This is a genomic window from Candidatus Zixiibacteriota bacterium (genome assembly GCA_040752595.1).
In the GTDB taxonomy this organism is placed as follows: Bacteria; Zixibacteria; MSB-5A5; order WJJR01; family WJJR01; genus JACQFV01.
Genome location: JBFMGX010000001.1, coordinates 1 through 16585 on the forward strand (window position 1 = coordinate 1; position 16585 = coordinate 16585).

General features: G+C 61.9%; 16 protein-coding genes. 13 read left to right on the forward strand and 3 right to left on the reverse strand.

Annotated features, from left to right (window positions below):
- Nucleotides 1-415: 415 nt before the first annotated feature.
- From AB1792_00005 to AB1792_00055, 11 genes are all read left to right on the forward strand, one after another.
- The gene (locus AB1792_00005; protein MEW5700603.1) at nt 416-547 is read left to right on the forward strand and encodes a hypothetical protein; all 132 of its coding nucleotides are present in this window, start codon (nt 416-418) and stop codon (nt 545-547) included.
- A 398-nt stretch (nt 548-945) separates the two neighbouring features.
- Nucleotides 946-1929, forward strand: coding sequence for a LamG domain-containing protein (locus tag AB1792_00010; GenBank protein ID MEW5700604.1), 984 nt, complete (start codon nt 946-948; stop codon nt 1927-1929).
- 356 nt (nt 1930-2285) lie between these two features.
- Nucleotides 2286-4607, forward strand: a complete 2322-nt coding sequence (locus AB1792_00015; GenBank protein ID MEW5700605.1) for a DNA translocase FtsK 4TM domain-containing protein — start codon at nt 2286-2288, stop codon at nt 4605-4607.
- 187 nt (nt 4608-4794) lie between these two features.
- Nucleotides 4795-5535 carry an outer membrane lipoprotein carrier protein LolA gene (locus tag AB1792_00020; GenBank protein MEW5700606.1) on the forward strand — a complete coding sequence of 247 codons (741 nt, stop codon included), beginning with the start codon at nt 4795-4797 and terminating at the stop codon, nt 5533-5535.
- A gap of 30 nt (nt 5536-5565) precedes the next feature.
- Nucleotides 5566-6972: a 30S ribosomal protein S12 methylthiotransferase RimO gene (rimO, locus tag AB1792_00025; GenBank protein ID MEW5700607.1), complete on the forward strand. Its 1407-nt coding sequence runs from the start codon at nt 5566-5568 to the stop codon at nt 6970-6972.
- Complete coding sequence (locus tag AB1792_00030; protein MEW5700608.1) at nt 6969-7682, forward strand: transglycosylase SLT domain-containing protein; 714 nt, start codon at nt 6969-6971, stop codon at nt 7680-7682. Before rimO ends, AB1792_00030 begins: the two co-directional genes overlap by 4 nt.
- An 82-nt stretch (nt 7683-7764) precedes the next feature.
- Nucleotides 7765-8331 (forward strand): hypothetical protein, encoded by a 567-nt coding sequence (locus AB1792_00035; GenBank protein ID MEW5700609.1) that lies wholly within the window; start codon nt 7765-7767, stop codon nt 8329-8331.
- 88 nt (nt 8332-8419) lie between these two features.
- Nucleotides 8420-9232, forward strand: a complete 813-nt coding sequence (bamD, locus tag AB1792_00040) for an outer membrane protein assembly factor BamD (GenBank protein ID MEW5700610.1) — start codon at nt 8420-8422, stop codon at nt 9230-9232.
- A 23-nt stretch (nt 9233-9255) separates the two neighbouring features.
- Complete coding sequence (gene nadD / locus AB1792_00045) at nt 9256-9855, forward strand: nicotinate-nucleotide adenylyltransferase (GenBank protein ID MEW5700611.1); 600 nt, start codon at nt 9256-9258, stop codon at nt 9853-9855.
- A gap of 76 nt (nt 9856-9931) precedes the next feature.
- Nucleotides 9932-10699, forward strand: a complete 768-nt coding sequence (locus tag AB1792_00050) for a DUF2064 domain-containing protein (protein MEW5700612.1) — start codon at nt 9932-9934, stop codon at nt 10697-10699.
- A 116-nt stretch (nt 10700-10815) separates the two neighbouring features.
- A complete protein-coding gene (locus tag AB1792_00055) occupies nt 10816-11550 on the forward strand; it encodes a creatininase family protein (GenBank protein ID MEW5700613.1) in 735 nt (244 codons plus the stop codon).
- Nucleotides 11551-11648: 98 nt separating this feature from the next.
- On the opposite strand, the gene AB1792_00060 is transcribed toward AB1792_00055, so the two are convergent.
- The 3 genes from AB1792_00060 to AB1792_00070 all read right to left on the reverse strand — a co-directional run bounded on the left by AB1792_00060 (nt 11649) and on the right by AB1792_00070 (nt 14801).
- Nucleotides 11649-12947 (reverse strand): hypothetical protein, encoded by a 1299-nt coding sequence (locus AB1792_00060; GenBank protein MEW5700614.1) that lies wholly within the window; start codon nt 12945-12947, stop codon nt 11649-11651.
- Nucleotides 12948-12985: 38 nt separating this feature from the next.
- Nucleotides 12986-13618, reverse strand: a complete 633-nt coding sequence (locus AB1792_00065; protein ID MEW5700615.1) for a hypothetical protein — start codon at nt 13616-13618, stop codon at nt 12986-12988.
- A 364-nt stretch (nt 13619-13982) separates the two neighbouring features.
- A complete protein-coding gene (locus tag AB1792_00070; protein ID MEW5700616.1) occupies nt 13983-14801 on the reverse strand; it encodes a hypothetical protein in 819 nt (272 codons plus the stop codon).
- A gap of 437 nt (nt 14802-15238) precedes the next feature.
- Here AB1792_00070 and AB1792_00075 point away from each other — a divergent pair, with 437 nt between their 5' ends.
- Together AB1792_00075 and AB1792_00080 are read left to right on the forward strand one after the other, a co-directional pair.
- On the forward strand, nt 15239-15835 hold the full coding sequence (locus tag AB1792_00075; protein MEW5700617.1) for a sigma-70 family RNA polymerase sigma factor: 597 nt from the start codon (nt 15239-15241) through the stop codon (nt 15833-15835).
- Nucleotides 15792-16406, forward strand: coding sequence for a zf-HC2 domain-containing protein (locus AB1792_00080; protein ID MEW5700618.1), 615 nt, complete (start codon nt 15792-15794; stop codon nt 16404-16406). The genes AB1792_00075 and AB1792_00080 overlap by 44 nt, the downstream gene beginning before the upstream one ends.
- The last annotated feature ends 179 nt before the right edge of the window (nt 16407-16585 follow it).

Here is a 16585-nt window from a genome sequence, read left to right on the forward strand (position 1 = left end):
CACAGCGCCTCAGCGCGTCCATACGCGTGACCCGCACAAGAAAAACGTGGCGGCGACGTCCCATGACAGAACCGGCTCCGCGGTTCTCCTTTGTGGGGATGAAGTAGGGGGTTCTTCAACAGGCCCAAGAATGCCTGTCCTCCTACACCACAATTCGATCGTCAGGAGGACAGACATTCCTGGGCTTGTTGAAAAACCTCCCAATTCCGCCCATGTGCGGTCGGGTGCCCACACCCGACCGTTGATGCACAGCCACTTGCGCCGGGTGTGGGCACCCGGCGCCACGGAAACGGTGGCTTTTTCAACACGCCCATTCCTGTCTGTCCGTTTGAGAATCCCCTTGACGCCCAACGCCCTGGCACTATCTTGCCCTTGGCGGTTCGGTTTTTCACAAACGGTTCATTCGGAGGTGATCATGCGTCGGCTCGGCGCTTTGCTCTTGGCGGGGGGCATGGGGCTGTGCGTTTGTCCATTGGGTGGCCCAAACCTGTTGGCGGCGACAATCCATGTCCCCGCCGCTGTACCAACGGCCCAAGGGGTCGAATAGGAGGTGCTATGAAGGACCATGTAGTGCTCACCGTTGCCGCTTTTCTTACCGTTGTGGTAGCCACCGCAGATGCATCCCCGCCGGTCTACTTCCTGGGGACGGGGCATTGGTATGAGGTTGTGAATCCCGCTAGCGTCACCTGGAACCAGGCACGTGATTCCGCCACTGCGCTGGGCGGGTACTTAGCTAGCATTCGGTCGCAGGCAGAGAACGATTTCATCGCCTCTATCCTACCGTCTTTGGAAGGCTGTTACATAGGCGGCTACGAGGTAAGCGAATCTACCTGGGTGTGGGTTGACTCTTCGGACACATTCTGGGACCACGGTACTGCTGTCGAGTATTCGAATTGGGCTGTGGGAGAACCGAACAACAGCGCTGGCGGTGAGAACGCGGCCGGGATGTGGGGCGCGACTAACCCACCCGAGATCCCGGGAACGTGGAATGACTTCAGGGGTGATGTCGTCTACGGGGCGCCATATTCCTATTGCTTCATCGTCGAATACGACTGCCTTTCGTCCACGATCTTCGGACGGGGACTACGGTTCGACGGTGTTGATGACTATGTTTATGTGCCACCCTTTGCCAACGACAACTCAGCACTGACGGTCGAGGCACGAATCCGGCTCGAGGAGATCCCGACCGTCAGCGATTTCAATATAGTTTCTCACCTTACAGGCTACAGTGGTTACGATCTCAGAGTCCGGGGCCCTGGCCTCCTTCCGCACGGCACGGTGGAATTCTCTTTGCCGGGTGCCGGGCTCGCCTCGAACACTGTATTGCAGGCTGGCGGCTGCTACCATCTCGCTGGAACGTTCGACGGTACTACGATGCGGTTGTACATCGATGGGATGCTGGATGCCGAGCGGACCGCGAGCGCGACAGGAACATCATGGTTTCAGCTCAACATCGGCCGGAACTTCTACATCTCGTCAGAGCACTTCAAGGGCGATATTGACGAAGTGCGGCTAAGTAGAGCTGCCAAGGCTCCCTCGGAATTCTGCCTGACGGGAGAGTGCACGCCGGACGGCAGCACGGCATTGTGGCATTTCGACGAGGCTTCGGGCGACATCGCATTGGATGCGGCCAATGCCCACGATGGCACGATCTACGGCGCGTCCCGCGTCGACAACTGTGCCTGCTGCACCTGCCCCTGCCACGGCGACCCGCAATGCGACAGCGTGGCCAACCTCCAGGACGTCGTGCAGACTGTGAACGTGGCGTTTCGCGGCGCTACACCAGAGACCGATCCGTTGTGTCCACGCGAGCGCACCGACGTCAGTTGCGACGGCGTGACAACGGTCGTGGATGTCGTCAAGGCGGTGAATGTCGCCTTCCGCGGGGCGAATACGGCGACGGAATTCTGCAATCCGTGCGCGCCGTAGGGTGGGTGCTCCCTTCGACTGCGCTCAGGGCAAGCCGCACCCACCGTCAGCGGGTTGAAAACCCGCTGTCCGAAATCCAATTCAATTCCCTGTAGGGTGGGCTCCGCCCACCTCTTTTGTAGCGCCGCATGGTGGGCAGAGCCCACCCTACGATTCCCACGGGTAAGGTTCTCGTAGGGGCCGGTCTGAGACCGGCCCGTGAGGGGTCGATCTCAGATCGACCCCTACAAACGCCGGTCCTCAAGGCAACGCGACATCCAACTTTGCCATTGACAGCCGGGGAGGGGGCCGGTTGCTTCTCTGATGGTCCAGGGGGCTGGCTCCGCAAGGGGCCGGCAAGGGAGGGGCCGCTCGCCATGCGGTGGTTCTCGGCGCTGACATATCAGCGCAAGAGTGAGATTTTTGGATTTCTCCTGATCGTCGTCTGCCTGTTCATCGGGCTGTCGTTGGCGACCCATGCCCCCGGCGACGACGAGTGGATTTCCGCTGGTCCCGACGAGGAGTGGGTTGCGGCCTATCAGGCGCGCAATCTCGCCGGGACAGTCGGGGCATTGGTCGCGTACGCCTTCAACGAGTGGTTCGGTCTCTCCGCCTTCTTCCTTACGCTCCTAATCGGGGCGGTCGGTGTACGGCGCTTCCTGAAGTCCCGGCCCGAAAAACCGGTGCGCTACGCCTTTTGGCTTCTCGTCTGGGTGTTTGTCCTCGGTGTTGCCGTTGACCTTCCGATCGCTCGCACTTCGCCCGAGTGGGTTGCCGGTGCGCTGACCGTCTCCGGGCAGACAGGACGGCAGGTCGCCGAGTGGGTGTCGTATCTCTTGGGCGTCGTCGGCGGGATCCTGGTCCTGGGTTCCATTCTGCTCGGGGCCGTGCTGTTGGCCATTCCCTGGAAAAAGCTGAACATCCAATGGTCCAAGAAGCCGGCCAAACACCCGGTGAAGAGGGGCAAGACACATGCGCCCACATTCTGGAGCCGGGCCATGGCAGGACTGTGGCGGCGTCTCGTAACTCCGTACCGCAATTGGCAGGAGGAACGTCGCCGTCGGGCGCTCGCCGATGCGGCGTTGGCGGCGGCTGAGGCCGACAACGGCCATGGCAACCCGGATGATCTGGAGCTCCCGGCTTGGGCGACCAATGAGCAGGCAGAGGATGAACCGCCCGAACCGGCATTCCAGTTCGAGCCGGAGCGTCCAGCACCAGCGCCACGGCCTCGTCCAGTCCCCCGCCATGGCAACGGCGACTCATACCAGTTGCCGACGCTCGATCTTCTGGCACCACTGGAGGCGCAACATCGAAGGCGGGTCGATGGCCGCGGCGCCGAGCTACTCGCCAAGGCGCTGGAGACCTTCGACGTCGGCATCGATGGTCCGATTGAGGCCTTCCCCGGTCCAGTGATTACGCGCTACGAATTCCGACCTGCGCCCGGCGTCAAGGTCAATCAGGTGGTCGGCTTGGCCGATGACCTGGCATTGGCGCTGTCGGCGTCGCGGGTCCGGATTGTCGCCCCGGTTCCCGGCAAGGCGGCGGTCGGTATCGAAGTCCCCAATCACGATCCCGACACCGTCCAACTGGCCCAGATCCTCGGTAGCCCTGAGTTCTTGGATTCCGACGCTGCGCTCCCGTTGGCGTTGGGAGAAACGATCGACGGCCAGCCGTATGTGGCCGATCTGGCCAACATGCCCCACCTGTTGATTGCCGGCGCAACCGGATCGGGGAAGAGTGTCTGCATCAATGTGATCATCACGTCGCTTCTGTTCCGGCATCATCCCAATGACGTCCGGCTGCTCTTCGTCGACCCCAAGCGACTTGAACTGTCGGTCTATGCCGGTATCCCGCACATGGAACGGCCGGTCGTGACTCATCCCCGGGCCGCCGAACGGCTCCTGGCCGATGCCACCAAGGAGATGGATGAGCGCTATCGGCTCTTGGCCTCCCAGGGTGTGCGCAATGTCGCCGACTTCAACACTCTGGCCCCCGGAGGGCGCAAGCTGCCGTACATCATCATCGTGGTCGATGAGCTTGCCGATCTGATGATGAGCCAGTCGGCGGCGCGCATCGAGCTTCTGATCACGCGTCTGGCGCAGATGGCACGGGCCGTCGGCATCCACCTGATCTTGGCAACCCAACGCCCGTCGGTCGACGTCATCACCGGGCTGATCAAGGCGAATTTCTCCTGTCGGATCGCCTTCCAGGTGGCCAGCAAGATCGACTCGCGCACCATCTTGGACGGCAACGGGGCCGAAAAGCTCCTCGGCAGGGGCGACATGCTCTTCTTGTCGCCCGGGAAGGCCGAGCCGACACGTATCCATGGCGCCTATATTTCCGGTGCTGAAACGACGGCCATCGTCGAGTTCCTCCGCAGCCAGATGATCGAGCCGGAGGCGCTCCCCAGCTTCTCCGCGACCGTCGAGAATGACGGGAGTGGGGAAGAAGAAGGCGATGAAGTCGACGACCATGGCGATCGCCTGTTCCAAGAGGCCGCCGAACTGGTCGTCCGCCACCAGCAAGGCTCAGTCTCGTTGCTCCAGCGTCGGCTCGGGATCGGCTACCAGCGTGCCGCCCGTCTGATCGACCGCCTCGAAGAGGCCGGGGTTGTCGGCCCCTACGATGGCAGCAAGGCCCGCGAGGTCCTGTGGACGATGGCGGACTACGAAGACAAGTTCGCCCGCGCCGTCTCCTGATTCCCCCACGCTGTCGTTAATACGTTATTGTTCAATGGGTTGGTCAGTCGCAGTTGACCCTGACCAAGCCCCGTCTCGCCTGAAAACCGGAACTCCGCAGTCATATTTCCATACTAAGACCTTGTCGATTCGACTTGCGGCGTTATATTGGTTCAGTCCGGACATTGTGCGTTTGGGGAAGCTCGCGATGCTGTCGCCGACCGTCTGTTGCCATGCAAAGTCCAAAGCGCCCACCCGAAGGGGCGGTGTCTTTGGCTTATTGGGCCTTCTGGCCGTGATCGGGCTGCCCCTACAGGCACCGGAGCAGGCACTCGCCTGTTCGGCCGACTCCGCGGTCTCATTGTTCGAGAAGCAAGTCAGCGCCCAGCAGATCATCCGGCTGAAATACCGCAAGGAAGCGCATTCGCTGGTCTTCGGGGAACGAGAGCCGGAGGCCGGAACGCTCTGGCTCGGTCCACCCAAACGCTACCGGGTGGAGAGCCCGACGCAGACGATCGTGCGTGGCGCCGACACTCTGTGGACCTACACGCCGAGCACCAAGCAGGTCACTCTCCGGGTCGGTGGTCTGGATTCTCTTGAGTTCGGCCCCGCCGGTTTCTTCGGTTCGTTGCGGCAGGATTTCCTCGTTGTAGATTGTCGGCTCGATACGGTCGGGACACATCCCTCCTGGCAGGTGCGCTTGGCGGCCAAGACCGAGACCGCACCGATCCAGCGTCTGACACTTTGGATCGATTGCCGGACACACTGGGCGGCGTCCGCCTCCTACGTCGACTACAACGAAGAAACCGCGCAACTGACGTTCAGCGACTACCGCTTCGACATCATGGAAGGCAAAGACCCCTTTGGATTTGTCTACCCGCGTGGTGTTGAGCGCATTGTCCTCCCGAACACCGATCGCACCCGCCGTCGCGGCGGAGCGGTCGAATAGTCCCGCTTTACGGATTCAAGGGTTAGGCGCATGAGCGTACGTGGTCGTGTCTATGTCCGCACCTTGGGTTGCCCCAAGAATGAAGCCGATGGGGCGGCGTTGATCCGCCATCTCGAACGGCAGGGATGGATGGTGGTCGACGACCCAGCGAACGCTGATGCGGAAGTCATCAACACCTGCGGTTTCATTGAAGCGACCAAACTGGAGTCGTTGGAAGCTGTCTGGGAGGGGGTTGCCCGCAAAGAGGCCCTGAATGGCCAAGGCGCATTGCGGCGGCTGATCGTCACCGGGTGTCTCGCGCAGCGTTACCCGACTGCGGTGGCCAAAGACATCCCGTTCCTGGATGCGGTGATCGGCTTCAACCGTCCCGATCTCGTGGCCCGGGCGCTGACGATGCCCTTGCCGTCGGGTGCGCCGGCGTGCTGGGTGGACAAGCCCGATGTCGTCTATCGCGAGGACGAGTCCCCGTGGGTCGCGGATGCTGGAAGTCCCGCCCCGTTGTCCGTCTATGTGAAGATCGGTGACGGCTGCGATAACGGCTGCCGCTTCTGTGCGATTCCCTCGATACGAGGCCGCCTCCGGTCACGGCCCCTCGTCGCGATCCGCGATGAGGTGGCGGCGCTGGTCGATCGCGGCACGCGCGAGATCATTCTGGTCTCGCAGGATTCGACGTCCTGGGGCATCGACTTCCACGATGGCACGGACTTGGGAACGCTGTTGGAGGCACTTGACGCCTTGCCGGGAGACTTGTGGATTCGTCTGATGTATGCCCATCCGGCGTTTCTGACGGAGCGACACATCGCCGTCTTCGGGGCGTGTGAGAAGATCGTCTCCTACCTCGACATGCCGATGCAGCGCGCCTCCGATCACATGCTGCGGCTGATGAACCGTCACACGACGCGGGCGGCGACACAGCAGAAGATCGACGCGCTCCGTCGCGTTCGTCCCGATCTGGCGCTACGCACAACGTTCATCGTCGGCCATCCGGGGGAGACCGGGGCCGACTTTGAGGAACTGGTGGCCTTCGCGGCGGACAACTCCTTCGAACGGATGGGTGTGTTTGCCTATTCGACCGAGGAGGGCACGGCCTCCACACAATTGCGTCCGCTGGTTCCTCCTCGGGTGGCGCGGGAACGAGTGGCGCGGCTCACCGAGGTGTTTGACCGCTGGTCGGCGATGCAGTCCGTTGACAAGGTCGGCCGGACGCTGCCTTGTCTGTTGGAGCGGCGCGACGGCACCGGCTCCTGGGTTGGACGCTCGATTCACGATGCCCCGGAGATCGACGGTCATGTTACGGTCGCGGCGGCGCACGTCACCGGCCCCGGGATCTATCACGTGGAAATCGACTCTGCCCAAGGTGTGGATCTGGCGGGACGAATCGTACACTCGCGAGGGGCTGCCTCTCTGCGGGATCATCCACCGGGGAGGCCCGCGTGAGAAGACGGCTTCTGATCGTGCGACGGCGCGGCATGAGCATTGGCTGGCCCATGGCCGCTGCGCTCGTGGCCGCGTGGGTCTTGCCTCTGGTGGGTTTCGTCCATCTGGCGCGCCAGAATGTGGCGCTCACCGAGACTCTGAGGCAGCAAAGAGCGGAGTTTGAACGCCAGAATGACGAGATTACCCGCCTGCGGGAGCGGCTGCGCATCTTGGAGGCGATCGAGGATCTGCAGACCCGGCTATCCCCGGATGAAGCCGCCCACTTGGCCCGCCATGTCTACGACTACAGCCGGCGCCACCGGATCGATCCTCTGTTATTGCTGGCGATGATCGATGTCGAGTCGAGTTTCCGGACCCGCAGCATGTCGGTGATGGGCGCCCGGGGGTTGTTGCAGCTCCTTCCCTCGACCGGACGCGCCGTCGCGGCCCGCCTCGGTCAGGACTGGCCGGGCGACGATGGTCTCTTCGAGCCCGAGTTCAATCTCCGGTTGGCCGCCACGTATTTATCTGATTTGATCGATGATTTTGGGAGTGTGGAAAAGGCGCTGGTGGCGTACAATCACGGCGAGGGGGCGGTCCGACTGCGACTGTCGACCGGCGAACCGCTGCCGACCGGGTATGTTCAACGCGTCCTGGCCACCTACCACTGGCTCCAGTTCCGCCATGCTTCGCTGCCGCTCTGCCGCAACGCCAACACACAGGACCCGTAGAGTCCCCGTTCATCTCGGACTGCTGGTTCTCCTTCATCTGATCTTCGTCGCTCGTTGTCTCGCATCCGCGGATTCCGCGGTGGTGACTCCGACGCACGCCGATTTCGTCCGCAACGCCATCCGGGTCACCACGCAGAACGTGTACTCGGAGTTTCCCTACCGCCGGGGCAAGCCGCTGAGCATCGTCCCGGATGGCGAACAGCCGGAGGCGGCACTCTGGTTTGAAGCGGCCTCAACCCACGAGCTGTATACCAAGGGGATGTTGGTTCGTCAGCAACAGATGAATGACACGGCCGACGACGGTGGAAGCTGGCTGTTACGCTATCGCCTGTCGACCTGTCGATTGGAGTTGAGCGATCCCCATCACGACGGCTTTCTGGGACACATCTGGTTGAAACGGACCGTCACGATCGGTCTGTCGGTGAGTCTCTGGGATACGTCCGGCAGCGAGATGCTCTGGACAAACACGGCCGACACAACGTTTGAGGATCGGATCCCCAAGCGAATGCTGCCGACGTTGGCCGATCCCTCGGTCGATGTTCTCTCGCCGGAAGCGCCGAGCACGGCTTGGGAGCGGGCCGCGGCTCCGGCGTTGAGCGCTGCTGCCGCAGCCGGCGTGCTCGCCGTCCTCTTCCTGGTTGTTCGTTGACTCATTGCCGTCCTCATGGGACACACGCCGATCTTCGCACTTGGCCCCGGGACCCGATCCCAGTAAGTTCACCGCCATGATCGGGCCGATGAGTACTTGGAGACGGACAGCTGCCGGCAACCCGGGGCACGTGATGCGGCTGGCATTGGCGTTGGGCGCGGCGCTGCTGCTCTCGTGCAGCGCCCACCATGTCCCACCGACTCCCGGTTCGGCTCCCGAGATGTTCACCCAAGCACGTTCCCTCTACGAGCACAAGAAATGGGACAAGGCCAAGATCGCGCTGGAGAGCGTCATCTTCAATCACCCCGGCGCTACGGTCGTGGACTCGGCGCAGTTCCTTCTGGCGATGTGTTCCTACCGGCAGAAAGACTATGTCATCGCCGCCGACGAATTCCGGCGTCTGCGGTCGCGCTATCCGACCAGTCCCCTCGTCGACGAAGCCGACATGATGCGGTGCCGTTCTCTGCTGCTGACGGCGCCGAGCAACTCGGCACTCGACCAGGATCGCACCCAGGAGGCGGTGGTACAACTGCGATTGTTCAAAGACAACCATCCGCTGTCGCCATATCTGCCCACCGTCGATTCGCTGGTGGCTCAGGCGGACGGTCGGTTGTCGAAGCGGGATTTCAAGACCGGCGTGCTCTATCACCGCCTCGGGCGGTATGAGGCGGCCCGCATCTACCTCCAGCGGCTGATCGACGAGTTCACGGATTCGCCGCTGGTGCCTGAGGCGTTGTTTTACATTGGCGAGGGGCATCGGCGGCTCGACTCGCTGGACCGGGCGCAGGAGTACTACGAGAAACTGATCTACGTGTATCCCGATCATCCGCGAACGGCCAAGGCGCGGAAGCGCGTGGCTGAGTTGGCCCGGCGCCGCGAGCAACTGCAGGCCGGCCCGTAGACGGCGTTGCGCGGGATCGCTTCTTGACTGGGTGGGGCGCGGCGATGGCGCAGCGGATCGCAATCCTCGGCGGGACGTTTGATCCGGTCCACGTCGGTCACTTGGTGCTCGCCGTGTGTGCCCGCGAGCAGTTGGCCGCCGACCGGCTCCTGTTGGTCCCGAACGTCCGTTCACCGCTCAAGTCAACGACGCCTCAGGCATCATTCGCCGACCGGTACGAAATGCTCTGCCTTGCGGTCGGCGATGACTCCGGCGTGTCCATCAGTGACATTGAGGGGCAAAGGGGTGGAATCTCATTCACCATTGACACGCTGCGGGCGCTCCGTGACGAGTACGCACACGGCGAGTTCTTCCTGTTGCTCGGGGGCGATGCGCTGCGCGACTTCTCGGCGTGGAAAGACCATCAGGAGGTCGCCGCATTGGCGCACTTGGTCGGCGTGCAGCGCGGGGTTGATCCCCTGGCCCCGGCCGCTCCCCTGAAACACGTCATCGAAATGCCGCGCATCGATGTCTCGTCTTCGTTGCTCCGGGTGAGGATCGCCGCCGGTCTGACAATCGACTTCATGACACCCGCTGCCGTGGTCCTGTACATTCGTTCGCACGGGCTGTACCGTCGTGCATAGCGATTCCACTTTGCGCCCCGCTGTTCTTGTGTCCCGCTCGGCGAAGGTGTTATAATCCACCCGGGGAAATTGGTGCATGGCCGTCCGCTCAGTCATCCTGATCCAGTTGCGCAACCCCGTCGGCAAGAACGAGCCGGTGCCGGTGCTGCGCGTCTTTGATGACGTGCAGATGCTGCGGCTGAAGCGCGCGTTCTTTGAGGATACGCTCTGCCAGGTGGCCGCGATCAATCAAGTCGACATCAAGATCGCCTTCGCCCCGTCGTCCCGGCTGGTGTGGGGGCGCGATGCGATTGCCAATCTGGTCGAGCGCTTTCCCCGGCGCCGCGCCTTCCAGTCTTTGCCCGAGCGCACCGAACTGATCGCCCAAGCGGTGGCGCCGATCGCCGAGCGGACGACCGAGAATCTGCGGCGGTGTCTGGAGAACGGCTATGCGCAGATCATTCTGTTGGCGGGATACATCCCGACGATTCGCTCGGAGTTGATCCAGTCGGCGCTGAACCATCTCAAACGCCATCCGCTGATTCTCGGCCCGACCATCGAGGGCGGCTGTTATCTGGTTGGTCTCCGGTCCGACTCTCCCGAAGCGGCCGCGTTGGTATCGATTGGGACTGACACCTCATACAAGGACTCCACGTCGGCGCTAACCGCCGCCGGCATGACGTGGCAGGAGATCGACCTGTCATATGATGTCAGCCATCAGGAAGACCTCGAGTTCATCGTGCGGGAGATCAATCACTGCCGATTCACGGGTGACGAGGAGACGGCGCGCTGCACGGAGGCGGTCCTTGCCGAGTTCATGCGCGACAAGCCCGGTGCCGGCGACGGCAAGGGGACAGGGTCGTAGCATAGTTCGTAGGTCAGGTGCCCTGTGCACCTGACAAGAGCCGCAGGAGCGCAGGGCTCCTGCGCTACCACACGAGTATTCCTCTTCAGCCACAGCGTGGAGAAGGGAACTTGACCATGCCTGTCTATTGGGAGGATCTCAACTGGGCGGAGTTTCAAAAGCGGGTTCCGGAGGAATTCGCGGTTGCCATCATCCCGGTCGGTACCATCGAGGCCCATGGCGTCGCGCCGCTGGGAACCGACAACTTCATTCCCATCGACTTGGTGACGCAGATGGCCGTCGATCTCGGTGCGCTCATCTGTCCACCCATCCACTATGGACAGGTGCGCGGCCTCGCCGGCTACCCCGGCGGGATCTCCGTCGACGAGGAGATCTTCGCCGCCTATTGCACGAGCGTCTTTCGCGGCATCGCGGGGTGGGGCTTCGACAGTCTGATCGTCATCAATGGCCATGGCGGCAACACGCAATCGTTGAAGAAGGCCGCGTGGGCGGTCCACAGCGAGACCGGGCTGAAGATGCTCGTCGTCGATTGGTGGGTGCTGGCCAATCCAGTGTGCGAAGAGGTCTACGGTCAATCAGGAGGACACGCTGGCACGGACGAGAACGGTTACGTCTTGGCCATCCGGCCCGAAACGATTCATCGCGACTGGTATTCCGAAAAGATGATCTTCCCCTTCGATCCGGCCATCACGACCTATCCCTATCCCGGCCCGATCATCATCTACAAGTCCGACGAGGGCGCCCCCGATTTCGATCCCGACAAGGCCCAGCGCTATCGCGCCGGCGCCATCGCCAAGGTCCGTGACTACTGCCGCGCCGTGTTATCTCAGTGGGAGACGATGGGATTGTAGGGGCACGGCGTGCCGTGCCCAAGGAGGCATTCCCTTATGGCAGAGCAGGGGCGTATTGCAATACACCCCTACCAATTCGGCCTGCATGTGGTCGGAATTCAGATCCGATACCCGAACGTCACAAACGCCCGCCGGGTCTTGTACTTGGCGAAATACGTGCCGGGGTCGTCGTTGCGCAGCTCATACCCGCCCTGCACATAGGCCAGATCGAGTGTCATCACCCGGTCGATGAGAAGCCCCACGCCGGCGGTCACGTACTGCCGCTGTGATTCGATGAATCGCGCATCGACCGGGAGCGGGTCGCGGAAGTACCCGGCCCGGAGGGTCACACCTCGATCGGGAATGAGGTATTCGGCGCCGATGTTTACGCCCAAGACTTCGGTGAGGTTGTCTTGGATAAAGCGCTTGGCAGCGGCCTCGTCATTCTTGAGAGCCGGATCATCGTAACTGAAATCCAATTGCGTCCAATCCGTGTATCGCAAATCACCGAGGATGTTCAATTGCCGGACTGAAGCCGCCAATCCAAGACCGAACGCCAGGGGACGTAGAATCTGGTAGTTGGAGGTCGTCTCATCGTACCATTGCCATTCCGAATCCAGAGTATCGACGACCAGCCTGGCGTTCTCCTCGACAGCGAGGTAGGTGGGCGTCTCAAGCGTCAGCGCCGCAGATACCACCGGCGAAATCGCGTATGTGAGTCCGGCGGTGGCCGACACGCCGACGTAATCCAGGTTGATCGTCTGGTCTTCCGTGATCGTATTGGCCGTGCGGTTGTCCTCGCGGTTCCACTGGTAGTCGTCCTTGCCGGTGAGGAGGTGCAAAGACATGCCGGTGGACAGCCGCGGCGATATATCGACCGCACCACCCGCCGTCCACTTCCAAATGCCGCCGGTCTCCAACTCACGGCCGCGATCGGTGGCGACGCCGCTGGTGCCCAGTTCGTCGTACAGTACGCCAAAGGCGCGATCAAATGAATTGATCCGATGCAGACCAAAGCCGAAGACGAGCGATCCGCGATAAGTCGGTACCGGTACCGTGAGCGACAAGGCGTTGATGCGCGTCTTGTTGAGATTGCGATCGTCGGTGAATGCCTGCCCACCCCACAACAGGCGCGTGTCGTTCGCCAGCCGCTGATGTGACAACCCCGCGCGGAACTCAATGCGTTTGATTTTGGCCAGATTGGCCGGGTTGTAGATCATGGCGGACCCGTCATGGGAAAACGCCAATCCCGTGTTGCCCATCGCCATGGCCCGCGCATCGCTGCCGAAGAAGTCAGACCAGAGCGTCTCCTGGCCCAATGCCTCGGTATCAAACACTTGGGCCGACGCCGTGCTGACGCAGACGAACATGAGGGCTGCGCCGAGCCCGATGCGGCGTACCCGGTCGACCAATCGCATTGTCCGTATCACCGTACCCTCAACTTTCGCACGGCCGCTCAATTCGGCGGGACACCACCGCGTCGATCGGCCTTCTTGTCTGTTGTCTTTTGCTCCGTGGTGCCGGTGCTGTCGGGCGGCGTTTGCCCGGTTATCTTCACGCGGGTCTTGGTCGGTGTCGTTCCCGGTCCCGCCCCTCCGGGTTCGGTCCCAGTCCCACCTTTGCCGGTACCAACACCACTGCCAATGGCACGATACCCTCCGCCCGTGCCGCCCGGTGCCGAGACCGCTGGGGCACGGTCAACATACGGTGGGACGATCCCGCCCCGGCGCTCGGCTTTGGTGGAGCTGGTTCCCTCGTCGCCACCGGCCTCGGCCGCATCGGGTTCGTACCATTGGTGGTCCCACCACCACGGGTAGGCGTAGTAGTACCCCCAGCGCGGGTTCTCGAAGTAGTACTCCGGGTAGAACCCATAGAAATATCCGTAGGGGTATGTGGCATAATCCGCGTGGCAGTCGAGGCAGTTCTGCCGGTAGTACTCCTGCGAGTGGACATCCGCGTCGGTTCGCTCGGGCCCCTCGTTCTCGGTGATCGGATGCTTCAGCATGGTGTAGCACCCGACCAGTCCGAACACCAGGGCGACTACAATCGGGGCGGCCCAGAGCGCGGGAGCACGCGGACCGGTTCTCATTGGTTCAGCCATCATCCACCTCAGGTTCTTCCGGCACGACCGGCTCTCCGCCGTCCACGTGCACCCCACCGAGAGCTTCTACGCCCGGCGACCCCCTCCCGTTGCCGTCATAAACGACAATTTCGGCGCCCGGAGCCACCCTCGGCACTGGCATGTACCTACTGAGATGGATCGGCTTCGGCAGGGGAGAGGTCACTGGGATCCGGCGTCCCGTCCGAGCCAACACCGTGGGTCAACAAGGGGCTTAAGCCCCTTGTTTGCCCATGATATTCGTGATCTCTGCCAGGTTGTGAAGCCGACTCCGCGAGGACAAGCGGCTTCAGCCCCTTGCGCACCGACGCGGAGAACACACCCGAATTGTCGCCTAGAACGACTCGACGTAGATCAGCCGGAGCTCACGCCCGATGGTGTTGCTCCCGCGCCGGTTGGTCAGAATGTCCTTGAGATTGAACTCCATAAGGACTCGTTCCAGTACCGTCCACCGCGCCCCGGCATTGAGATACCCCTCGCCTTTGCCCAGACTGTGATGCTTGCGATCGTCGTTCAAACCCAGATCATACTCGACGACGAATCCGATGTTGTTGTCGAAACGCAGATCACTGCCGAAGAAGAAATCGACGTCGTCGTCCTTGTCCGCACGCTCGCGTGAGTAGTTGACGCCGCCGTGGAGCGACGAGGTGAAACTGGTGCCGCGGTAGGCCTTCGACACGACCGCATAGAAGCCCTTCGACTTGATGTCGAATCGGTCCAGCGAGTCGATCCACGGCCCGAAACCGATGTCCTCGTAACCGACCGCCAGACCGGGGAGCGCCATCGTCTCGCCGATCAACTGCAACCGCGTGAGGAACTGCATGTGGGGGTTCCATTGCGGATCATGCGCGGCGATGATGTTGGTTCCCCCATAGGCGATGCCCACCATCCAGTTCTTGGTGAGACCGATCTGCAGAATCCCGAGCATGCCGCCGTCGGGGAAGGCGCGCAATTCGGTGTCGAATGAACCACGGCCGAGCATCCCCGCTGTGGGATTGTCGATCATACGGCGCGGCGCTCGTTCATTACCGATGTTCTCGTCGTTGGACAGGCCTCGGTATCGAGACGACCGTTGCGCGTCCGCCGATGTGGCAGTGACCAACACAAGCAACGAGGCCACAAGCCCCGCCCAGGACCACCGTAGATTCTTCATTTGTCCCCTCTCGGATAAAGTACACCCTGCCACTGTGGATAATCTCCCGTCCGTGGAAACCTGTCAATACAAAAACGGGTGCCACGCCACGATCTACCTCTCAGCGCATGAGGGCTCGGCCAGGGGCTGAGGAACGCTCCGAGGTGGGAAACAGGCTTGGTTGTGCTCCCGGTGGCACCGATTCTGTGCGCCGGTGGATTGGGGACTGCCGTTTCTTTAGGCCAATCTCCCGGGAGGGCCTGCCACGGCCCGGCACCGACCGGATCGCGACAATGCCAGCAGCTTGTCGTTCAATAAGTTACCCGACGGATTGGCCCGGCGCAGCTTTCGAGCTTGGATCGACAGGAATTCGGCATATATTTTTGTGGAACGTCTCTCGGAGCCAGCGGGTAATAGGGGAGAATGAAGTCCCCAACCCGCGGAGGGGAGAGGAGACATTGGATACCTCAAAAGCCATCGACCATGGGCTGATGCGTCGAGTCCAGCAGGATGACTACGACGCGTTCGAGCAACTCGTGGATCGGTACAAGTCACGACTGGTCAACATCATCTACCGGATGCTCGGCGATCAAAACGAGGCCGAGGATCTGGTCCAAGAGACCTTCCTTCGTGTCTGGACACATCGCCAGGATTATGACTTTTCGTACTGTCTGTCGACTTGGATCTATACAATCGCGCTGAACTTGGGCAAGAACGAGTTGCGGAAACGCCGTAAGTTCAAGTTTTACAGTCTCTTCGATCTTTCGGAGAAAGGTGTCGACATCCCCGACACCAAGATGGGGCCCTCAGCCCTCGGTCACCTCCTCCAAGGAGCGATCGGTCGCTTGCCGATCCGGTACAAGGAGGCCTTCCTGTTGCGCGACGTTGAGCAATTGCCGTACGAGGAAGTCGCTCAGATTTTGGGAGTCCCACTGGGGACGGTCAAGTCACGGGTCAATCGCGCCCGTGCGGTGTTGAAAGATGAACTGAAACCGAAGTTGGAGCAATCCGGTGCGTTGTCGCAAGGCACGTTGGTACCTGTCCGCACGTTGTGACGGGACGCTGTCCGAACGCCAGCGGGTGCGTTTGGACGCCCATCTTTCGGCATGTCCTGAATGCCGACGGGAGGGCTTCTACTTCTCGGAGATCGGTGCTTTGGCCGAGCGTCTGGAGAAGGTCTCGGTGCGTCCCGACTTCAATCTGCGGTTGCGGGCGGCGATCCGACGTGTCGAGACCGGTGAGTCCCGTCCCGCTTGGCGCCGGCGCTTCATCCCCGTCATTCCCCGTCCCGTTCTAGCCCTGGCAGCCGCCACGCTCGTGGTCGGCGTCGGTCTGGGTGCCTATCGGTTTCTTTCTCCGGCGCCGGGTCCGCTCGCGCAGGGAAAGGTGGACGCGGCCGGAGAGTTGTCAACGTCCTCCGCACTGCCCGCGACGCTGACCCCTGTGGAAGGTCTGACGCCGGAGATGCGTCGCCTTCAGGAGCAGTATCTGGCGGCTGGTCGGCTGCCGGAGAACTATATCGTTGAGGCGGTCGGCCTCAATGACCCAACCTCCAAGAAACTCCCGACCCGCTATGTTCTGCCTACAGTGTCTACCGAGCAGGTCTCGCGCAAAGACAGTTTCTAACCGAATTCCCTGTAGGGCTTGAGAAGGGCCGCGGTTGCGGCCTTTTCTTTCGCAGAACGGCGAGGTTGTGCCATCCGGCGCACCCAATCGCCCTAAGATCGTGGCGCCCAATCCGGTCTTGGGTGTAAAATACCATGGAACCCTGGTGCAAAGCAGGGCGAAGAGGTCGAGGGGAGCAA